16 protein-coding genes are annotated in these 21,380 nt (G+C 48.0%); 4 read left to right on the plus strand and 12 right to left on the minus strand.

The window, feature by feature from the left end; all coding sequences use genetic code 11:
* Nucleotide 1: 1 nt before the first annotated feature.
* Nucleotides 2–1,657, minus strand: a complete 1,656-nt coding sequence (locus M1L66_RS21940) for an ABC transporter substrate-binding protein (protein ID WP_434688196.1) — start codon at nucleotides 1,655–1,657, stop codon at nucleotides 2–4.
* 329 nt (nucleotides 1,658–1,986) lie between these two features.
* Between M1L66_RS21940 and M1L66_RS21945 the strand changes: the two genes are divergently transcribed.
* Both M1L66_RS21945 and M1L66_RS21950 read left to right on the plus strand, forming a co-directional pair.
* The gene (locus M1L66_RS21945) at nucleotides 1,987–2,763 is read left to right on the plus strand and encodes a GntR family transcriptional regulator (protein WP_434688198.1); all 777 of its coding nucleotides are present in this window, start codon (nucleotides 1,987–1,989) and stop codon (nucleotides 2,761–2,763) included.
* A 130-nt stretch (nucleotides 2,764–2,893) separates the two neighbouring features.
* The gene (locus M1L66_RS21950) at nucleotides 2,894–3,649 is read left to right on the plus strand and encodes a GntR family transcriptional regulator (protein ID WP_187018739.1); all 756 of its coding nucleotides are present in this window, start codon (nucleotides 2,894–2,896) and stop codon (nucleotides 3,647–3,649) included.
* Here the strand turns inward: M1L66_RS21950 and M1L66_RS21955 are convergent.
* The 7 genes from M1L66_RS21955 to M1L66_RS21985 form a co-directional block, all read right to left on the minus strand.
* Entirely contained in the window at nucleotides 3,646–4,662 is a 1,017-nt protein-coding gene (locus tag M1L66_RS21955) for a transglutaminase domain-containing protein (protein WP_187018737.1), read from the minus strand. The two genes, M1L66_RS21950 and M1L66_RS21955, sit on opposite strands and share 4 nt — an antisense overlap.
* 18 nt (nucleotides 4,663–4,680) lie before the next feature.
* A complete protein-coding gene (locus M1L66_RS21960) occupies nucleotides 4,681–5,376 on the minus strand; it encodes a P-II family nitrogen regulator (protein ID WP_434688201.1) in 696 nt (231 codons plus the stop codon).
* A 58-nt stretch (nucleotides 5,377–5,434) separates the two neighbouring features.
* A complete protein-coding gene (locus tag M1L66_RS21965) occupies nucleotides 5,435–6,973 on the minus strand; it encodes a DUF1538 domain-containing protein (protein ID WP_432764168.1) in 1,539 nt (512 codons plus the stop codon).
* 148 nt (nucleotides 6,974–7,121) lie between these two features.
* A complete protein-coding gene (locus M1L66_RS21970; protein ID WP_434688203.1) occupies nucleotides 7,122–8,597 on the minus strand; it encodes a GntR family transcriptional regulator in 1,476 nt (491 codons plus the stop codon).
* Nucleotides 8,560–11,166 carry an ATP-binding protein gene (locus M1L66_RS21975; RefSeq protein WP_434688205.1) on the minus strand — a complete coding sequence of 869 codons (2,607 nt, stop codon included), beginning with the start codon at nucleotides 11,164–11,166 and terminating at the stop codon, nucleotides 8,560–8,562. The genes M1L66_RS21970 and M1L66_RS21975 overlap by 38 nt, the downstream gene beginning before the upstream one ends.
* Before the next feature lie 22 nt (nucleotides 11,167–11,188).
* The gene (locus M1L66_RS21980; protein ID WP_434688207.1) at nucleotides 11,189–13,144 is read right to left on the minus strand and encodes a 5'-nucleotidase C-terminal domain-containing protein; all 1,956 of its coding nucleotides are present in this window, start codon (nucleotides 13,142–13,144) and stop codon (nucleotides 11,189–11,191) included.
* A gap of 316 nt (nucleotides 13,145–13,460) precedes the next feature.
* On the minus strand, nucleotides 13,461–14,594 hold the full coding sequence (locus M1L66_RS21985) for an aldo/keto reductase (protein ID WP_434688209.1): 1,134 nt from the start codon (nucleotides 14,592–14,594) through the stop codon (nucleotides 13,461–13,463).
* A gap of 194 nt (nucleotides 14,595–14,788) precedes the next feature.
* On the opposite strand from M1L66_RS21985, the gene M1L66_RS21990 reads away from it, so the two are divergent.
* A complete protein-coding gene (locus M1L66_RS21990) occupies nucleotides 14,789–15,049 on the plus strand; it encodes a DUF11 domain-containing protein (protein WP_434688211.1) in 261 nt (86 codons plus the stop codon).
* 247 nt (nucleotides 15,050–15,296) lie between these two features.
* On the opposite strand, the gene M1L66_RS21995 is transcribed toward M1L66_RS21990, so the two are convergent.
* From M1L66_RS21995 to M1L66_RS22005, 3 genes are all read right to left on the minus strand, one after another.
* Entirely contained in the window at nucleotides 15,297–17,090 is a 1,794-nt protein-coding gene (locus M1L66_RS21995) for an ABC transporter ATP-binding protein (protein ID WP_187018718.1), read from the minus strand.
* Complete coding sequence (locus M1L66_RS22000) at nucleotides 17,083–18,813, minus strand: ABC transporter ATP-binding protein (RefSeq protein WP_434688213.1); 1,731 nt, start codon at nucleotides 18,811–18,813, stop codon at nucleotides 17,083–17,085. The genes M1L66_RS21995 and M1L66_RS22000 overlap by 8 nt, the downstream gene beginning before the upstream one ends.
* A 129-nt stretch (nucleotides 18,814–18,942) precedes the next feature.
* Entirely contained in the window at nucleotides 18,943–19,875 is a 933-nt protein-coding gene (locus M1L66_RS22005; protein WP_187018714.1) for a helix-turn-helix transcriptional regulator, read from the minus strand.
* 455 nt (nucleotides 19,876–20,330) lie between these two features.
* On the opposite strand from M1L66_RS22005, the gene M1L66_RS22010 reads away from it, so the two are divergent.
* Entirely contained in the window at nucleotides 20,331–20,822 is a 492-nt protein-coding gene (locus M1L66_RS22010; RefSeq protein ID WP_434688216.1) for a cysteine hydrolase family protein, read from the plus strand.
* Nucleotides 20,823–20,901: 79 nt separating this feature from the next.
* Here the strand turns inward: M1L66_RS22010 and M1L66_RS22015 are convergent, their stop codons facing one another.
* Nucleotides 20,902–21,369, minus strand: a complete 468-nt coding sequence (locus M1L66_RS22015) for a GNAT family N-acetyltransferase (RefSeq protein ID WP_117632503.1) — start codon at nucleotides 21,367–21,369, stop codon at nucleotides 20,902–20,904.
* Nucleotides 21,370–21,380: the final 11 nt, after the last annotated feature.

Below are 21,380 nucleotides of genomic sequence, written 5' to 3' on the forward strand. Positions count from 1 at the left end.
CTCACTTAAAATTCGTATAGTCGCACGCCGGTCCTACCAGCTGTCCCCACGGGTGATTGACGAGACCGATGGTATCGCGTCCTACGGAGAAGGTATAGGATTGATAGAGTCCATATGCGTATGCATTGTCACGGACGTAATCATGGAGCGCTTCTACCGTCTCGTCGCCGTGCGTGCTGATTTCATGGGCCGCTTCTACCAGCCCCTGCAGTGTTTCATCCTTTACGAAGCACTTCGGAGCTTTCCCATCCGCGCCCGCGTCAAAAATTCCATCGTAAATACTCGTTACGTAGCACTCGGTTCCCTGAATGAATACGTATAAATCCCACTGGGCCGGGTCATACTGATACGCTGCCAGCAGAGAGTTATCGTAGGCATTGATTTCTGCATCCAGTCCTGCTGCGATTAACTGGCTCTGGATCACCACAGCGGTGTCCTTGTACTGCTGGTCGATCATAAGGCGGATATGGAGAGGCGCTCCCGTCGCCGGATCAATTCCTCCCGGATATCCCGCCTCTTCAAGCATGGCTTTCGCTTTGTCCAGATCGAAATCATAGTAATCTTCCTCATTCCATTCCGGATTGTAATCGCCGCACAGCTTATCCCCTAAATCCTTGATTGCCTCGCCGTTACCTCTTAAGCCGCCGGCAATGATATCTTCCTGATTGATGGCGTAGCAGATGGCCTGACGCAGCGCCAGGTTACCGTCAAACATCTGGCCTTCATCCATGTTGAACGCGAGAAGCATAGGGGCTGAGGATAATACCTTGTTTACACTATAGCCATCGGTTGGCGTGCCGTCCTGGTTCATGAAGTAACCGATCTCCGCGTTATTGCAGACGGTAATGATGTCGTTCTCTCCCATTTGAAGGGCAATGGTCGCCTGGCTGGCCTCTGTGACAACATTGTAAACAAGCTTGTCCACGCCCTGGTCATACGCGTTGGCTGTATAGCTCCTTAAGTTCTTATCCGTCTGCCAGTAATCCGGATTTTTCTCCAGCACGTAATAGGAACCAGAGACACATTCTGTCACCTGGTAGGCTCCTGAGGTGATAGGCTTTGTGGAAAACTGATCTTTATGTTCCTCATACGTCTTCTGGCTCACGATACAGCACTGGGCCAGCATATATTCAAAGGCGCCAACGGTAGTTGTCTTTAGCTTGACCTCCAGATGATTGTCGTCGATCACAGTGGCCGATTCCATGTAGTTTGTAAACCTCGTGAAGTTGCCCGATTCGGAAATGCTGTTTAAACAGAACACCACATCACTCGCATGAATCGGATTCCCCAACGCATCGTGTATGTAGTCGTAAAGCTCGATCTCGAAGGTTACATCATCCTTCTGCTCGATGTTCTTTGCCAAAACCCACTGCATCTGATCCCAACTGGTTCCGAAATCCTTAAATATGGCGATATTGTCATAGACTGCATACCGCAGGAAATTGCGCCCCTGTGTGGGCGGTGCAAACGGGTCTAAGTCCCCCATTGTAGTTGTCATTGCAATGTTGACGGTTTTAGATCCATCTGTGGAAGCTTCCTTCCCCGCCGGAGCCTTTGCCGCCGCTGCTTCACCACTCCCCCCATTGCCTCCGCATGCTGTCAGACTGCCCAGCATAGTCACCGCCATAGCCGCTGCCAATACTTTTTTCAGCTTCATTATACCTTCCTCCTTGTTCTGATCACGATTGTGACCGCCTGTGTTTGGCTTCTCCGATGTTCAAGATACATTTCAAATACAAATTCATATCTAATTCATCTTACACAAGATTACCATATTAACGCCATTTTTCAATGGTATTTTTTCACAATTATGCCGGTTTATTTTTATGTAATTTGCTATTTTATCGATTTTGTCACGGTTTTCTCCTCTTATTTCTTGTATTTGTATTTATTTTGTGATATGTATAGGATTATAAAAGGTATTAAAATCATACCTTTTTGTTTCCATGTAATTCATCATGTTTTATTTTATGGAGGTATTGTTTGATGATACAGACTAAGAACAAATTAAAATATATGGAAATTTACAGTGATATAAAAGAAAGGATTGCTTCCGAAAACTATGGTGCAGGCAGTCTTCTTCCCACGGAGGGTGAGCTCACGCAGCTGTATTCGGCGAGCCGCACTACGATAAGAAAAGCGATCGCCCTCCTTCAGGAGGATGGGCTTGTAAAATCCGTGCAGGGAAAGGGTACTGAGGTGATCAGTCCCAAGAAATGGTCGCGGCCTTATCCCTTCCAGGAATTCAGAAATTTTAATCACATAACCGATTTTCGGGGAGCTCCGCTGGTGGAGGGGGAGATCATCACTCAGGAAGCCCTCGTTGATGTGGTACCTGCGGAAATAAAGATCGCCGGGGTCCTCTCCGTAGCCGTCGGCTCCGAAGTCTACAGGATTCAGCGTATAAAAAGCTTAAATGATATGGTGTTTGCCTACGTCACCAGCTATGTGCCGTGCCCTCTGGCCCCGGGCCTGGAGCAGCACAGTGGGAAATTCTTCATTCTGTACCGCTGTCTGCAGGAAAATTACGGACTCACTGTTGCGAAGGTGGAGGAAACGATATCCTCGGCTGGTTCCGGCTTTCTGGAATCGCGTCTGCTGGGAGTCGCTCCCGGGTCTCCGCTCCTTACGTTTCAGCGGACCGCCTACTGGGAAGGTGGGATTATGGAGTATTCCGAGTCCAGCTTCCGGCCGGACGTCTATCAAATCGCGGTGACCATGGAGGGACCGTTTGAATGGACAAGCGCAGATCAGCTTTCTTAGAGCGCTGCAAAGGTATTCAAAACATATCTTTTATTCCCGTAATCTATTGACTTTCCCTGGTACGTCTTTTATAATGGCCTGATGGACAGCTTTTTTGTTCGGTAGAAAACACAGACAGGAGGCAATGATCTTGGATAAAAACGCACCAAAATATGTATCGGTTTACAATGCGATCAAGGCAGATATCTTGTCGTCAAAATATCCGACGGATTCCTTTCTTCCTCCGGAAAATGAACTGATGGAGATCTACGGCGTCAGCCGGACCACCATACGGAACGCCGTCAACCTGCTCAGGGACGAGCATATCGTGGAAGTTCATCAGGGGAGAGGCACAAAGGTACTCCAGGCGGCAAAATCCATCACACCCTATAAGTTTCTCAGCGTTAAAAACCAGGCCTCCGTGACCACGCAGTTCCGTCTGGAAGGCGACTGTTCCGTCAGCGCCCAGGGCGCCGTGATCGACATGATTCCGGCCGAACTGAAAGTGGCCAGGGCCTTAAACATCGAGAACGGAAGCGACGTGTACCGTCTCCAGCGCGTCAAGATGGTAAACGATACGATTTTCGCCTATGTGGTCAGCTACGTGCTGCCGGAGATCGCGCCCGGCCTGGAGCGGCACAACGGGGAAATCTACTTTTTATATCGGTTTCTGAAGGAACAATATGATATCAATTTTGAAAACGGCAAAGACATCATCTCCGCCGGAATCGCCGGCTTCATGGAGTCACGGCTGCTGAATGTCAATCCGGGAGCCCCTCTGCTGATCTTTAACAGAACGACGTACCAGCGCGGCATACCATTCGAATACTCGGAAAGTATCAACCGCGGAGATCTTCTGGAGCTGGTGGTAGACAGCTTTGCGTCTTCGCCGAATTCTTATTATTAGAGTACCTCCCCTTCATTCGCATTCTCCATCAGCAGTTCTTCTTCCGGCAATACCTCGGTGAATTCAGCAAAAAAAACCGCCTGGGGCCAGTTGAGTCCCGCCCGGACGTGTTTCCCCTTTTGCCTTGCGGCCTCCTCCATCAGATTTAAGAGTTCCGTCACCGTGTCCCGTGTCAGATAACCGCCTCTCCAGTGGAAAATAAGCGGCTTTCCTTTTTTGACTGCCTGCGCGGCGCGTTTGGCCACGTCCTCCGTCTTTGTAAAGGAAAGCTTATTTTCCCTGTAATAGAAATGGTCTCCGTCGCCGCATGGCGGGGCCTGATAAAGCACCGGCTCGTGGTCGCGGAACAGCTGCTTATCCCCCAGGTTAAAGTAGTCGTAGCGGATGGTCTCTCCATGGCCCAGGCTGTTGTCAAAGGTGGCATCCAGATGGTAATACCGGCCGCCGATTTTCACGATATTCCAGGCATGGCGGTATTTGATACCCTTTTCCGGATTGGCTTCGGATATAGCTATCATGCACCAGATTCCCAGGGCATCACAGAGAATCTTCACCGTCTTGGCGATCCCCTCACAGACGCCCACGCCCTGACCCAGGGGGCCGATGATCTCATGGGAATACGGCTTCTTCAGCTTGTCGTAGCGGACGCTGGTACAGATAAAATCATGAATATACCGTTCTTTCTCCCACTCTGTCATAGATTCGGCCGGGCGAACCAGCTTGGCCGTTCTGGCGTTCATCGCCTTCTGATGTTCTTTCACCTTTCCCTTGTCAAATAAGTATTCCGGTATCATCTCCACGCTGCCGGAATTCTGGTAAAAACGGTAGTGGAATCCGGTACCGTAAAACAGTTCGGGGCGGTCCAGGCGGAGCTTGAAAAAGATATCCGCCAGTTCCCGGTTTTCCAGCCGCGGAACCGCAAAGGACGGAGCGAGCGCCGTCAGACCGGTTTTCATGGCGTGATATGCGCTCTGCTCTGTCTTGTTCATCTGGCTGTAATAGTATGGTTCCATGGTCTTTCGCTCTCCTGCCTAATCGTTATCGTCCTCTGCCTCTTCCATGAGGCGCATGCCCGCCGTGCTCGTCACGGGGAGCGAAAACGCTACGGCCCGTGCTTTGCTTGCCGGACCGGCTTTTTCCATGATATTTTTCATGACAAGGCTCTTCATGCCGCTCTTTACGACGATGAACACCATCTCCTTTTCCGCCACGAGGGAGACGCCGAGATACTTCTCCGCACGCTCTAAGCCTGTGCCTCTGGCGTGGATCACGGTTCCTCCGACTTCCTCCACCTCCCGGGCTGCGTCCATAACCATGTTGGTATATCCCTGGTTGGCAATCACAATCAGGAGTTCGTATTTCGTGTCTTTCAATGAGCTTTCCTCCCCTTTTTCAAAATTCTGATTCTCCGTCAGGAACAGCAGAGGCTTCTTGCCTCCTATGCTGCTGAGCGGAATAATAAAGGCTATGCCCGTGCCCGGAACGTCAATTTTTAAATGCTTCTGTAGATCTGATTTTATTTCTTTCCATACGGAGCCAGTCACCACAGACAGCATGACAGCCTTCTCCGTCTCCTCCAGCCCTAAATAGTCCAGGGTATCGCTGACCGCGGTCCCGTTACCCACGGTTATAAAGGCGACATCCGCCCCGTGATGGCCGTACAGAGTATGAAACTTTTTTACCGCGGTTCTTTCCGTGATTGTAACCATTAAATACAGTTCGCTCATACTGCAGTCCTTTCTTTCGGAATCTTATCTGTGCTGCTTTATTGCAGCTATACTGCCATTAAAGTTCGATGATCGCATCATCGTCAAGCTGGTCGAAGTCCAGCGCCGGCTCGGAAAATGTCTGGTCTTTCGGTGCGGATCTCTGCCGCATCTGATAGATCATGCCCAGAATCTGTATGGTAATCAGCGGAGTCATGGCAACCATAGCGACCACGCCGAAGGCGTCAGTGACAATGTTTCCGCCCACCGAGGTACAGGCTCCCTGCGCAAACGGCAGAAGAAATGTGGCGGTCATCGGGCCGGAAGCCACCCCGCCGGAGTCAAAGGCGATGGCCGTAAATATCTTCGGCACAAAGAAGGAAAGTCCCAGCGCAATCGCATATCCCGGGATGATGAACCACAGGATGGAGATTCCCGTCAACACCCGCAGCATGGCGATTCCGATGGATACGGCCACGCCAACGGAAAGGCTGATACTCATCGCTCTGGCCGGAATGGCGCCATCCGTGATCTCTTCCACCTGTTTGTTCAATACGTAAACAGCCGGTTCCGCCTTGACGATAAAGAATCCAATCAGCATACCGATCAGAACAATAATCCAGTTGTAATCCAGGGAGGCGATCACCTGTCCAAGGTAATTACCGGCCGGCATAAAGCCCACATTGGCACCAGTCAGAAACAGCACGAGGCCGATGTACGTATAGACGAGACCTACAATGATTTTTCTTAAATTTCTCTTTGAAAGTTTGAGAACTGCGATCTGGAAAATACCGAAAAACAGGATTATGGGAAAAAGCGATACGGCAATTTCTCTAATATAGGCAGGAAGTCCGACGCGGAACAGCTCCCATAATTCTACGGAATTGCTGATCTCCGGAAGGACCGGCGGAATATAGGCACTTTCATTGGGCCTGTAAATCATTCCAAGGATAAGTACTGCAAGAATCGGGCCTATGGAGCAGAGTGCCACCAGGCCAAAGCTGTCGTCCGACGCATGCCGGTCATTACGTATGGCGGAAATACCGATACCAAAAGCCATGATAAACGGCACCGTCATAGGGCCCGTCGTCACGCCGCCGGAATCAAAGGCCACTGCCAGAAAGCTCTGCGGAACAAACAGTGTAAGAACAAATGCCAGAATGTAAAATACAATCAGCATGTGAGGCAGCGCAATGCTAAACAGCATACGCAGAAGTGCAATGACGAGAAATACACCAACGCCCAGCGCCACCGACAGGATCAGAGTCCGGTTCGGTATGGACGGCACCTGTTCCGCCAGCACCTGAAGATCCGGTTCCGAAATCGTGATGATGAATCCCAGTACGAATCCCAGTATAACGATAATGCTCAGTTTTTTACTCCTCGTAATGGCCGTGCCCAGCCTTTCGCCCATGGGAGTCATACTGATCTCCGCCCCGAGCGTGAAGAACATGGTGCCTACGATGATCATGGCAGCACCCATCAGAAAGCACAGTAAAATACTGGGGGAAATGGGAGCGATCGTGAAGCACAGAATCATGACAATTCCGATGATCGGGAGTACGGAATTAAGCGCTTCCGTCAGTTTCTCTCTCAATTTTAGCAGGGAATTTTTCAATAGGTAAACCTCAGTCCTTTCTATAATAAATTGACTGTTACAGTATAACATGAAACAGCTTCTGCCGTAACCTTTTATTACAGCCATCGCTTTTTTGAAGCATTTTTTAACATTTTTTTAACAGCAGTCCCGAAACAGACCAGTTAAATCACTTCCATAATGCGGTTCCGTCATACACGTTCATCGCACTGTCCCAATACCCCAGCCTTTTGCATTCCTGAATAACCAGCCAATGAATCTTCTGAAATACAGCGGATGCATGAGCAGCAAAAAGCTTCTTATCACCTTTTGCCAGCATTCTGGTCACTTCCATACACTGTCGGTACAGTTCACTGTTTACAGGGGTTTTATCTTTTTGTACAAGCTTGGGAATCCCTCTCCCTATGCTGTAATTTTTAAGCAGCAAATCATAAACAGCCTTAAGAGCATTGTAGTGAATATGGTCTGTAATAAATTCTAACAGTGTAAGTGGAATAAGCTGATGATAAAAAGGATCGTTCCACTGACTGTTCATAACCGACCACAGCCTGCGCGCGTCATCAGGACTGGCGTTTTCCGCCGCATGCTCTGCCACTCCCTCAACAGTCATCGCCACAAGCTCCAGGCTGTCGAAATAACGTCTTACGTGGCTGGCGATCTGTTCCGGTTCAATACAGATTTTCTGCAGCCCCTCTAAATCTTTTGCCACAAAAATTCCGTTTCTTGGTGATGCAGTCACCACTCCCCAGTCCTGTAAAATTCTGATTGCTTTGATAGTCGTATCAATACTGACACCATATATCTTCTGAAGTTCCTCATGTGTCGGAAGCCTGTCGCCTGGCTGGCAGCGCCCTATGGATATCTGGCCTAAAATGTCTAAATAGACGCTGGAATACCGTTCCTGTGATTTTCTGAACTGACGTTCAAAATTCTTCGTTCCCACTCTTAAAGGAGAATCCGGAGTGACACGGCAGACCGGTTCTCCCTCAATTCGATCTAAAACAATACCATAAATCGAAAAAAGCGCATCAAAATGAACTTCCTCCGGTCTGCCGCCACACTTTACTGTCTCTATCAATTTTTTTAAGCCTTCCAGATAATCAACCCTGTTTTTCCTTGCAGCCGGCAGAGGATCGACTTCTCCCAGCCCAAGACTGTCCACAGCACGCAGTGCCAGCTCATTTTCATTTCTGGAAATAAAGAAGCGCCATAAGCGGTTGGACAAACGCCAGAATCCAATTGGGTCATCTACATCCATGTTTTCCACTATCGTCTCGGGAATTTTCCAGTCATCGCCTTTACACAGGAACATTCCACGGCGGTTAACCGGATAGCATAGAAGAATACCCGATTTTAAGATATCGTTGGCTGCAACGGCATCGACCTGTTTCCGTTCTTCCTTCCCCTCCTGCCATCTGTTCATATAATCAGCAGCAACTACAGGCCGCTTCTTTGGAACTACCTCCAAAAAACCTTCCTGCTCCAACATCTCCACCGCCCGTCTCACGGTCCGTTCAGAGGTATCAAATTCCCTGCATAAATTGGCCCTCCCAGGCAGCGTCGTACCCGGGGACAGCAGGCCGCATATTATTTTGTTTTTCAAAATTTCATAGACTCGTTCGTATTTTACTACGCCGTTCTTCATCCTTTTCCCCGCTTTTCTTCATTAACACTTCATCACAGCACCGGTAAACATCATCCAACATAAACGGTTTTGCAATATGGCCATCCATTCCACTGTCCAGGCACTGTTTAATATCCTCCTGAAATGAATTGGCTGTCATTGCAATGATTGACACCGATGCGGAATCCTTCCTTGGCAGCCCCCGGATCTCCCTCGAAGCGCTCAGTCCATCCAGTACAGGCATCTGTACATCCATTAATATAATATCATAAAATCCCTCCGGTGAGGAAGAAAAATGTTCAACAGCATCTCTGCCATCCACAGCGGTTATAATCTGCGCGCCGGAAATCTCTAACAATTCCACAGCAATCTCCAGATTCAGCTCATTATCATCTACAATCAATATCCGTCTACCCTCTAAATGTCGGGACTGAATCTCTTCGGCTTTCGTATCTTGCCCCGCCTCTACATTCCGAAGCAGTTCCTCCACATCACTGCGAAAAGCCGGCTGGCACAGTAAGCCAGAGGCACCACACAAACGGACAGCCTCATCTAAATCGTCCCGGTCGTATCCGGTTACAACTATCTTAAGCCCCGTACAACCGGCTGTGCGACGGACTTCTGCTGCAAAAAGTTCTAATCCGGGCAAAACATTCCACCTGACGAGGCACATGTGATAAGGATTGCCGTCACCAGCGGCAGCCACTACTTTTTCCATAACTTCGGATTCTGATACAGCAAAATCTACGGTATATCCCGCGCTCTCCAGTACATAAACTATATGGGACTGCCGATTCATCACCGGATTCACCACCAGAATGCGCCGGTCCTCTCCCCACTGTTCTCTGTTGCCGACGCCTCCGTCCAAAACCGTATCAAAGGGTATATCGGCACGGAAGATGCTGCCGGCGCCAGCCCGACTCTCCACCTCAATGGTTCCCCCCATCAATTCGACAAAGTTCTTTGTAATTGGAAGCCCCAGACCCGTTCCTCCGTACTGGCGCGCAATTCCGCTATGTTCCTGAGTAAAAGCCTCAAAAATTCGGTCTCTGTTCTCTTCAGCAATCCCACAGCCGTTGTCACGTACCTCAAAACGTATCCATATTTTATCGTTTTCCCGTCTCAGTTCCTCCACTGACAGCACTACACGACCTCCGTCTGGTGTAAATTTCATGGCATTGGAAAGCAGATTAGTCAGAATCTGATTTAAGCGCATACTGTCTCCCGTTAAGTTCTCCTCCAGCCTGCCGGATAATAACGTGTCGTATTCTATCTTCCGTTCCTTGGCCTGATTGTAAAATATGACAGACAGGACCTTTAACAGATGCCCCAGTTCAAATATCTCCCTGTGCAGTTCGATCCTCCCGCTCTCAATCTTTGACATATCCAGAATATCGTTGAGCAAAGACAGTAAATGGCGGGAAGACAGACTGATTTTTTCAAGGCAGCTTTTCATACGCTCCGGATCCCCAATATGCCGCTTTCCCACTTCCGCCATTCCAATGATGCCGTTCATCGGCGTGCGAATCTCATGGGACATTTGAGAAAGGAAACTGCTCTTCGCCTGACTGGCCTGTTCAGCCTTTTCCTTTGCCTCCATTAGCAGACGTTGATGGAGGCGCTCATTTTTCTGATACATGGTAAATAAAAAGAAGAGCATCAACAGGATAGCGGCTAAAATTCCAAGTGAGAGAACTATCAAAAACCGGCTCAGGGCAGATACTTTGGAATTAACGGTGGCATAGGCCATACTGGTAAATATATACCACTCTGTGCCCGGTACAGGTGCGTAATAGAGATACTCGTGCCTGGGGCCAAGTTTTAGGGATACCATCCCCTCTTCTCCACTGATCACTTGCATTTGCAGTGTTTTCAGATCATACCCCTCATCAAAATCAGCCTCCCTGCTCATAACGGTAAACAGGTTGGAACCCTTTATCAAATCATTGGAATACTTACTTTTGATTACAAAATCTCCGTTTCGCGTAATAACATTGGCATAGGCATCCATTCCTTCCTTACTCAATGCCAGTTTTTCGCCAACCACTTCCGTATCAATCCCCGCCATAACCGCCACCAGTTTCTCATCTCCAAGGCTTCTGGGATCCATGGAGGTGCCGAGAAGAATTATATTGCTGTCCCATATCGTTTCATTATATGATACCAGCCGTTCCGTTCCCGTAAAAAGCTGGTCCAGTCCTGATAGCTTGGATATCACCTGAAGTGTTCCATCTGGTGAATAACCGACTCCTTTATCATTCAAAAGGGCTACATGGGTAAAATCGTTATCATGTTGAATCCTAGCCAGAAAATCTACCAGATTGGCCTTATCCGACAATTCTGTATCCGACAGGGAATTGGCCACAGTCCGCAGCTGTGCAAACTGTCCATCAATATTATTTTTAAATTGTTCATTCATCTGTGCCGTCATTTCCCGTAAATAAACTTCGCTGATTCCCGATACTGTCTGCCGCGCCTCACGCTGGTAAGCCCCCCAGCAGATAAAACCAGACAGCAGAGTAATCAGTACAGCCAGCAGAAAGGCTAGTATTTTTCTCCTCTCCAATTGTCGGGGAATGATCTTTTTCATTGCACTTCCTTCTTTCCTGGTCTTATTTCATCTTATTGTCAGCCAAATCTGTAATACGGCCTTCTATCTGTGCGCGAACAGGACTGCCCTGATGATTATCAAAATACAGAACCATAGCGTCGCGATACGTCAACCCCGTTTCTTTGACCATGGAGACAGATCCCTTCTCAGTTTCATCATCATACCAGTTAAGCATAGTATAATTATCTCCGTTTCCTTCCACATATCCCCGTTTTCCGGCCATATAGTCATTGATTGCCACCTGGTAGACTGTCTTCCGATCGACAGGCGTTCCATCTCTAAGGGTAAGTTCCATAAGACGCTCTCCAGCCGGCCTGGAACTGTCAAATACATATGTCAATCCTGAAACAGAAAGAAAACGGCCTCCGGGTAACTCATCCGTACATACAGTCAAACCATTTTCAATCATATCCCACATCGTTTGCCCATCCATCTCTAAAACCACAATCAGATTGTCAAAGGGGCAGACAGCTTCCAAATCCTCGCCCAATACCTCGCCCTTATAAAAACTGCTTCTGATTCCCCCTCCGTTGATCACCGCTATCGGTGCCCCGGAGGCATCTGCCACACTATCAGCCAGAAAATTACCTATTTCACTTTCTCCCCGGCGCACATTAAAGTCATGAAGCAGCAGGTCCTCTTCCATAACTCCCACCACCTCCATGGCGTCATCCACCGAATCTGCTCCTTCTCTTACATAATAGTCCAACGAGGCCAATGCTTCAGAAATCGTAATTTTATTCCCCATCACCTTCCTGGCGTTACTTCCTAAATACTCCAGCGTCCGTTCCGGAAACAGCACATGGTATACGTAACCATTTTCTATACATGATTCAATTCCCTTTGGAACTGTGTCTTCACCGGCTTCGTAATTCTGCAGACAGGAAATCCCTGTGTTTAACTCTTGAATAAGTGCTTCCTGCCCTTCCTGGGTGGAAAGCAGTTCCAGCACACGTCTGCATGCTTCCTGCTTTTCTTTGCCGGAAGAGCTGTTAATTCCAATGTAGGCAGCCGGAGAAAAAAGCACCCAGGGGGAGTTCTCCCCATTACTGAGAAACGGAAGCATTCGGTATGAATAAACAGGGGCTTCCCCTGCTTCCACAGCATTCAGATTTTCGGCCACACATTCAGAAAATAAAGCACTGTCTCCACACAGTACCGCCAGGGTACCACGTCCCATTCGTGCACTATACTTAATAGAATTGCGCTGCCGGCCGATCGCAGCCGCATCTATCACACCGGCTTCTGCCAGTTTCCCTATCGCTGTGAAGCTCTCTTCCCAGACGCCACTAAAAGAAGCGTTCTGTGTCCAGAGAGCAGCAAGCCAGTTAACCCCTTCCATCGTTCCTAAAAAATCAGGAACCGTATATCCCGTATAAAACATGGCTATATTCGCATTATAGTCGCTGAATACAGCAAAATTGCTCCCGTCCTCCCCTGCAATTCCCCGCTCTTTTAGTGTAATCAGTGCTTCACGCAACTCTTCATTGGTATTTGGCACAGAAATTTCTTCCAGTTCGAAAAGAGTCTCGTTTACTATGTAACCCGTATACTGTCCCGGCAGCGGCAGCTGGTATATCTTTCCATCCTGCTTTAAATTTTTCATAACAGCGCCATCGTAAGCCACGGTAACGGACATATCACTGATATCTAATACATAATCCAGGCTTTCGCCGGTCAAAGGCTGCGTCGTAATGACCAGATCCGGGCCGACTCCATTCTCCAGCCTCCGAAGCTGTTCGCCGGGGTTAAAACTCTGCTCTGCCTGCAGGTCAATATCGGGATACACCTTCTCAATCAATTGCTCCAAAAGATCAAATTTTGTATTAAAAAGTACCGTTACAACCGTCTTTTTCTTCGATTCCAGCAAACCGCAGCCACTTAAAACACTTGCTGTCAGTACCAAAATCACTATAACAGCAGTATATTTTTTTAATCTCTCTATTTTGACTCCCATAGTCGTCATCTCCTCCGAAAACAGACTGGTACCGCGGATCCCAGCGGAAGAATTCACCCTTTTCTTTTTCTCACTTTATACAATTTGCTGTTAAAGACAGCCAGACCATCCGTCGCACCTTTTACTTGGTACACTTGCCATATATTATAGCCAAAAACTAGGATCTAATACCATATATTCAGCAAACATAAACATATTTGATACATTATATCATTACAATTGCAGAAAATCAACCGGCTCATAGATAGGAGCAGTAAGTTAATAATCAAAACAGCAAAAGGCCTGCGTAATTCGGCGCAGGCCTCAACTTTTATAATTATGCTTTTAATTTTGCGGCAAAATCCGCCATAGCCTCTGAGATTTTAATCTGCTGCGGACATACGGCCTCGCAGCTTCGGCATCCGATACAGGCGTCAGGATGCCTGTCTCCCGGCACTGCCATCAACGCCATGGGCGCAAGAAAACCGCCGCCGGTAAAGCAGTGTTCGTTGTAAAGCTCCAGCAGAGATGGAATATCCAGTCCCTTTGGACAGTGGCTTACACAGTAGTGGCAGGCCGTGCAGGGCAGAGAGGACTTTTTAAGCATCTCATCCGCAATCGCCAGTACCGTCTCCATTTCCTCTTTTTGAAGCGGCTTATCTTCTTCAAAGGTATGTATATTTTCCTGAAGCTGTCCAAAATCAGACATGCCCGACAGGATCATCGTGACATCCGGAACAGACTGCAGGAATCGAAACGCCCATGCCGGCGCCTTTTCTTCAGGGCGGAATTTTCTCAGCCTTTCCATGTGTTTTTCGGATAAAACAGCCAGCTTTCCTCCCCGCAGCGGTTCCATGACCCATACAGGCAGTCCATAGCTGTGCAGCAGTTCTGCTTTATCCTCAGCGCCCTGGAATGACCAGTCCAGATAATTTAGCTGAATCTGGCAGAACTCCATCTCACTGCCGTACGCCTCCAAAAAACGCTTCATCACCTCATAGCTGCCGTGGGCCGAAAAACCAAGATGACGGATTCTCCCCGCCTCCTTCTGTTTCAGCAGATACTCAAAAATCCCATACCCTTCGTCCAGATAAGCATCAATATTCATCTCGCATACATTGTGGAACAGATAGAAATCAAAGTATTCCACCCCGCACTTCTCAAGCTGTTTCTCAAAAATCCCCTCTGCCTTATCCATGTTGGAAAGGTCATATCCCGGAAATTTTGTTGCCAGATAAAAGCTCTCCCTCGGATACTTGCCAAGCACTCTGCCCAACACTTCTTCGGAATGGCCGCCGTGATAGCCCCAGGCCGTATCAAAGTAGTTGATACCCTTTTCTATTGCGTATGCGACCATTTCTGCAGTGGCCGCCTCATCAATGGCAGAATCATCTCCTGCCGTTACCGGAAGACGCATAGCCCCCATTCCAAGGGCAGACAGCTTTAAGTCCTGAAAATCTTTGTAAATCATATTCGCACTCTCCTTTTCAGTCATAGACATTTCTTTTATTATACTTGCTGGAGTGAACTCCAAGTCAAGAAGTTTTTGCAGTCTTGCAGTTTTTTTGTAACAGTTCAGCTTTCCGTGTGAACGATTACATATTGATGTCATGTCCTTCTGTTAATGCATATGATAAATCAAACCAGCTTTGTGAGGTGAATTCCATGGCAATTATCAACAAATTAGACAACACTGCCAGTGTAACCTATGGCGGAAGTCCGATCAACAGCAACACGGTATCTACAGTTCTGCTTATCGCGCCCACAGTTGTGAAAGCGGTAGATAAGTTAACAGCCAGTATTGGCGAAACTCTGACTTACACCGTAACCATAACAAACCTTGGCTTAAGTGCCTTAACCAATCTGCCCTTCAGCGATACAATTCCTGCCGGCGCTACGTATGTTTTACTGGTTCTTTTACGGTAAACGGCACTGCTGCCACACCAACCCTGACCAGCAGTACACTGACTTATACCATACCCAATATTGCGGCGCTTGGTACAGCCAGTCTCCAGTTTCAGGCTAAAGTTGTGGGCGGTACCACTTAATACCTGCCGTTTATACTTCTGCAAACACCCTTGAGCCGCAGCATCGGCAGCGGACTTTCATAACCTTTTTATGATCAAAAAAAGCAGTGTCTGAACTTCGACACTGCTTTTTGCAAACACTGTTTTTACGCTTCCTCCGATCCCCACGCAAACTGGGAATTGTAAAGCTGACTGTAGAAACCGCTCTGCGCCATCAGGCTCTCATGGTTCCCCATTTCCGCAATATCTCCATCCCTGAGAACGAGAATTAAATCTGCGTTTTTAATGGTGGACAGACGGTGGGCGATGACGAAACTGGTCCTTCCTTTCAGTACCTTGTTCATGGCGCTCTGCAGCATCTTCTCCAGACGGGTATCTACCGAGGAGGTAGCCTCATCGAGAATCATGATCTGCGGATTCTTTAAAATAGCCCTGGCAATCGTCAGGAGCTGCTTCTCTCCCTGGGAGATATTGCTTCCCTCCTCGTTAATTACCATGTTATAGCCCTGGGGCAGAGTACGGATAAAGTGATGGACATTGGCCATCTTGGCCGCATCGATTACCTCATCCTTTCTGGCCGACAGATTACCGTATCGGATATTGTCAAAAATCGTTCCGGAGAACAGCCAGGTATCCTGCAGCACCATACCAAACATGGACCGTAAGTCCTCCCGGTTCATATCGCGGATATCCACACCGTCAACGAGAATCCGTCCGCCGTTTACATCATAGAAGCGAAGCAGCAGATTGATAAGCGTGGTCTTTCCCGCTCCGGTTGGTCCTACGATGGCAACCATCTGACCGCTCTTAACCGTGACGTTAAAGTCCCTGATTACCGGTGTGTCCCCATAGGAAAAGCTGACATGCTCAAAGGTAACCTCGCCCTTTGCCGGTCCTGGAAGGAGTCCCGCTGGAGACTTTTCTGTCTCCTCCGGTTCATCGAGAATCTCAAAAATACGTTTCATGCCTGCAAAGGCCGCCTGAATCTGGGCAGACAGCTGGGAAACCTGGGTCAGCGGGTCGTTGACCTGCCAGATATAACGGATAAATGCCTGTAAGTTTCCCACCGACAACGTACCGGCCAGGATGGCAAAGCAGCCGATCACCGCAATAACGCCGATGCTTAAATACGTCGTCAGGGAAATGAGAGGGCTCATGAGTGACGAGAGAAACTGCGCCTTAAAAGCGTGTTTCTGCAGGCTGTCATTAACCGCCTCGAACTGTTCCCTGGACTGCTCCTGCTGTCCGAACAGCAGTATTTCATTGTAACCGGTATACAGCTCCGTAATCGCTCCGTTCATATCACCGAGTGAGTCCTGCTGAGCCTTAAACTGGCTCTGGCTGATCCGCACAATACCGCGGGTGATGAGGGCCCCCACCGGGATGATCAAAAAAGCGATGCAGGCCATCAGTTTGTTGATGGAAAACATCATCCACAGGGCCAGAATCAGGGTAAGGATACCGCTGATCACCTGGGAAAAGCTCTGCTGGAGCGCGTTGGATACCGCCTCCACGTCGTTGGTGACACGGCTCAGTACGTCGCCGAAGCTGTTGGTGTCAAAATACCGGACAGGCAGGCGGCGTATCTTGTTCTGAACCTCGTTCCGCAAATCGTGCATGGCGTTCTGAATCGAGTTGGTCAGGCAGAACGAGCCTACGATCTGGGAAACCGTCTTCGTAAGATAAATAGCCAGAAGCACCAGCAATATATTGCGAATCACTTCAAAATTAATGCCGGCGCCCTCTGCGCCGGAGGCCATATCCGCCAGGTCTGCGGCCAGCCTGCTGGTAATCATTCCTTCAATCCGCGGCGCGGCTGTAATCGCCCCAATACTGATAACGATCATAAAAACAGATACAAATAACTGAAAAGCATAAGGCGCCAGAAAGGGTTTCAGTTTTCCCAGCATCCTTCCGATTTCTTTGATTTTTTTATGCATGGGATAATTCCTCCTCACTTAACTGGGATAATGCAATCTCACGGTAAATGCGGCAGTTCTCCAGCAGCTCCTTATGGGTTCCTGTCCCCACGATACTGCCCTCGTTCAATACAATGATCTGGTCGGCCTCCATGATGCTGGAAATACGCTGAGCCACCACCATGACGATGGCGTTACCCGTCTCCTTCTTAAGCATCCGGCGAAGCTTCGCATCCGTCTTAAAATCCAGGGCAGAAAAGGAATCGTCAAAAACATAGACATCCGGCCTTCGAATCAGCGCCCTTGCGATGGACAGACGCTGGCGCTGGCCGCCGGAAACATTGGTTGCGCTCTCCGTGATATGTTCTTCAAACCCGCCTTTTTCCACGATAAAATCGTACGCCTGCGCGGTCTTTGCCGCCTGTACCAGTTCCTCCATCGTGGCGTCCTTCTTACCGAAACGCAGATTATCTGCAATGGTTCCGGAAAACAGCATTGCTTTCTGGGAAATAAAACCGATGGCGCGCCGCAGGCTCTCCAAATCATACGTCCGGATATCCTTCCCGTTCATCAGAACACGGCCCGCACTGACATCGTAAGCCCTGGGAATTAAGTTAATCAGCGTACTCTTTCCTGACCCGGTACTTCCGATAAAGGCGATCGTCTCTCCCCGCTTCACCGAAAATGACACATCCTTAAGCACCGCTTCCTCTCCATCCGGATAAACGAAATCTACATGGTCAAAAACGATATCATCGATGTGGTCTAACGACTGCACATTGGTTTCAGGATTTTTAATCGACGGCTCTGCGTCAAATATTTTCTGGATACGTCCGGCGCTGACCGCTGCCTTCGGATACATCATAAAGACCAGGCAGAACAGCATAATGGAGAACATCACATGGAATAAGTAGTCCATAAACGCCACCAGCTCACCGATCTGCAGAGTTCCCTCGCTGAGCATAATGCTGGCAATCCAGTAGATTACCATACCGGCTAAGTTCATAAGAAGGAAGAAGACCGGCTGAGTCACAGACATCAGCTTAAACAGTTTCTTCGAGTTCCCCATATAGCTTGAATTGGCGCCGTCGAAGCGCTTCTTCTCATACTCATCGTTGGTAAATGCACGGATTACCCGGATACCGCTTAAGTTCTCCTTGGAAATCCGGTTGATGTCTTCCAGGGAGGACTGCTGGCTCTCACTGATCGGCTCCGAAATCCTTGCCACCAGAATCACTCCGCCCACAATCAGCGGAATCGTCGCCAGAATAACGACGGACAGGCTTAAAGAAGCCCGTAAAACCAGGAAAATGCTTCCGATCATCATCACCGGCGTCATGAGCGCGGTTCTCAGCAGAATATTCATAAACATCTGAATCTGAAATGCATCATTGCCCGTCCTGGTAATCAGGGAGGCGATGCCGAATTCGTGGAACTCACTGTGTGAGAATTCCTGAGTTTTCTTGAAAATATCATTTCGGATATCTCTGGTGACAGAGGTCGAAAGATAGGCACAGCAGTACCCCAGCAAAATCGTGCCTGCAACTCCGGCAAAAGAAATAGCGGCTATCAGAACCCCCATCTTCCATATGTAGGCCGGATCCCCGCGGTTTACTCCGTTATCGATCATCTGAGCCACGATTGTCGGAATACCCAGCTCCACAAGCGCAAACCCCAGTACGGATACTACATTGAGCAGAAACATTTTCTTGTAGTTTTTTAAGTAGTGGATAATTAATTTCATATAAAACCCGTTTCCTCCTGATGAAAATATCTTAACGATTTACTCGCGTCCCCCTAGCATAAACTATAAGGTAACCCTATAGTCAAGTAAAACTTTAGCAGACAATAAAAATTGTGGTAAAATGTAATATCATTTTTCGTATAAGGAAGCTATATCATGTATTCTTCGCTTCATTTCCGTGCGGATATGCAGCGGCTCCAAGCATTCGCATTTATCCCCAAAGCTGAGAAGAATATCGTAGTGGTACTCGTTCTCTATGAAAGGAAAACTGACAAGGTAATAATCATCACCGTCCGGCGAGAAATCTTCATAAGAGCAATAATCAAGCACCCGGTCCATCACCGATTGATGAATACGGATTTTGATTTTTGTCTGCATCGTTTCCAGCATTTCTGCAAAGTCTAAAACCGGTTTTTGATAATCCCGCGGTACAAAAGCCTCCTCCTGCATTTGCAGGTCCGCCATACGGGACAGTCTGAACAGGCGGAAATCATGTCTTTTTTGGCAATACCCCTGTAAATACCAATGGCTGCTTTTCAATACAAGCTGATACGGCTCGACTGTTCGTGCGGTTTTATTTCCATGGTGGGCTGTATATTCAAACGAAAGCAGCCTGTTTTCCTGCAAAGCTGATTTGATAATTTCTAAATATGGCTGTATGCTGCTGTTTCCTGTCCACGGACTTAAATCGATACATATCTGATTTACCTTTAATTCGATATCCTTCGCTCTGTCAGCCGGGATAAAGCTCCTGACTTTCGCAAGAGCGTGTACCAGTTCGTCTCCCCGCACGATGTTGGAAAGACTGGACAGCCCCATTAAGAGAGCGGAAAGATCGTCAGCAGAAAATACCTTTTTATCCATTTTGTATTCCTGCATGATTTCAAAGCCGCCGCCCACTCCCGGTATCGAACAAACAGGAATCCCCGCCATGTTGACCGCATCTATGTCGCGGTAGATGGTGCGGGGTGAAACTTCAAAAAGATCGGCTAACTCCTGCGCGCCTATACGCTTTTTATCAAGGAGTATCATAATAATGCTTACAAGCCTGTCAACTTTCATCAGATCATCCGCCTTCCAAAATTTCTTCCACCTGTGTGGTTGGGACTGCTTCGGCATACGTCCTGCCACAGGCTCCTGCTGCCTGCTCTGGCCCGGTGGTTCATCTCCATTTCCTGTGACTTTGCAGGGTATTAGCAGTTCTTAATGCGCAGAATTTTTCGTTCAGAGGAAATCCCCACTTGTTTGAGCAACGCGAGTTTGGGGATTTCCTCTGGTTTTTAGAAAAATCCTGCACGTTTAGAACTGCTTATGCCCGAAACCGGAACAGGAAATGGAGATGAACCACCGGGCCAGAGCAGGCAGCAGGAGCCTGTGGCAGGACGTATGCCGAAGCAGTCCCAACCGCACAGGTAGAATTTCTTTTTTCATTATAGATTGTTGCCATATAGCTGTCAACAATTACAGGCTATAATAAAAAAGCAAACAAAATACACTACCTGTCAGGAGGAGACACCATGCAGAAGAAAGCCCTGGTCATAATCGATATTCAAAATGATATAACAAAGAATTACAAGGACGTGATTGACAATATCAATCAAGCGATCGATTGGGCGGCCAATCATCAAATTCATGTTATTTATATCAGACATGAAAATTTATCCGCAGGCACGAGGACATTTAAACCGAATACCTGTGGATCTGAATTAGCTTCAGACTTGAAAATAGTATCAGACAATATTTTTACAAAATATAAAGGAAATGCGTTAAGCTCTGAAGAATTTACAGATTATATCAGAAAGAATGAACTGTGTGATTTCTACATTGCAGGAGCAGATGCCGCCATCTGTGTCAAATCGACCTGCTACAACCTGCGCAAGGCAGAGTATGGCGTGAGTGTGCTGTCAGACTGCATTACCAGTTATGACAAAAGAAAGATTGATGAGATGCTGCATTATTATGAAAGCAAGGGATGTAACATTATTAGCGTGAATGATCTGTTAAGTTAAACACTTTCTATATTAACAGTTTAGCGCGGCGGACATTGTATTATCCGCCGCGCAGCTAACCGCTCTTCTAATTTTTCTCTTATAAGTTCTTAGTCATTTGCTTTTCCATCACTTCATAGACCAGTATGGCGTTGTTCTCAACCTCTGTTTTCCCATGTCTCACGGTCTTGTATCCCCTGCTTTCGTAAAAGTGAGCCGCTGGAAGGGACGCATCCAGACATATAGATGGATATTCCCGTGCAATTTCACGTTCCAGGTTCTCCATGATCCGCCTGCCATACCCCTGTCCCTGAAATTCCGGGGCAACGAAGACCCTGGTGATATGGCTGCCTTTGCAGCTTCCGGTTCCCACCATCCGGCCGTCGCTCCACAGAACACGCACACAGCCGTCTTCTATATCCCGGCTGATATTGGTTCTGTTGTGAAGGCTGCAAAAGAAATCCACCACCGCCTCCGGATAGTACCGGGGATAGACCGCGGTAATGGTGTTCTGTACCAGATTATAAATCTGCTCTGCGTGGTCTTCGGATGCTTTGAAATATTCCATACAATCCGCTC

The organism is Hungatella sp. SB206 (genome assembly GCF_051132295.1).
GTDB classification, from domain to species: domain Bacteria; phylum Bacillota; class Clostridia; order Lachnospirales; family Lachnospiraceae; genus Hungatella; species Hungatella effluvii.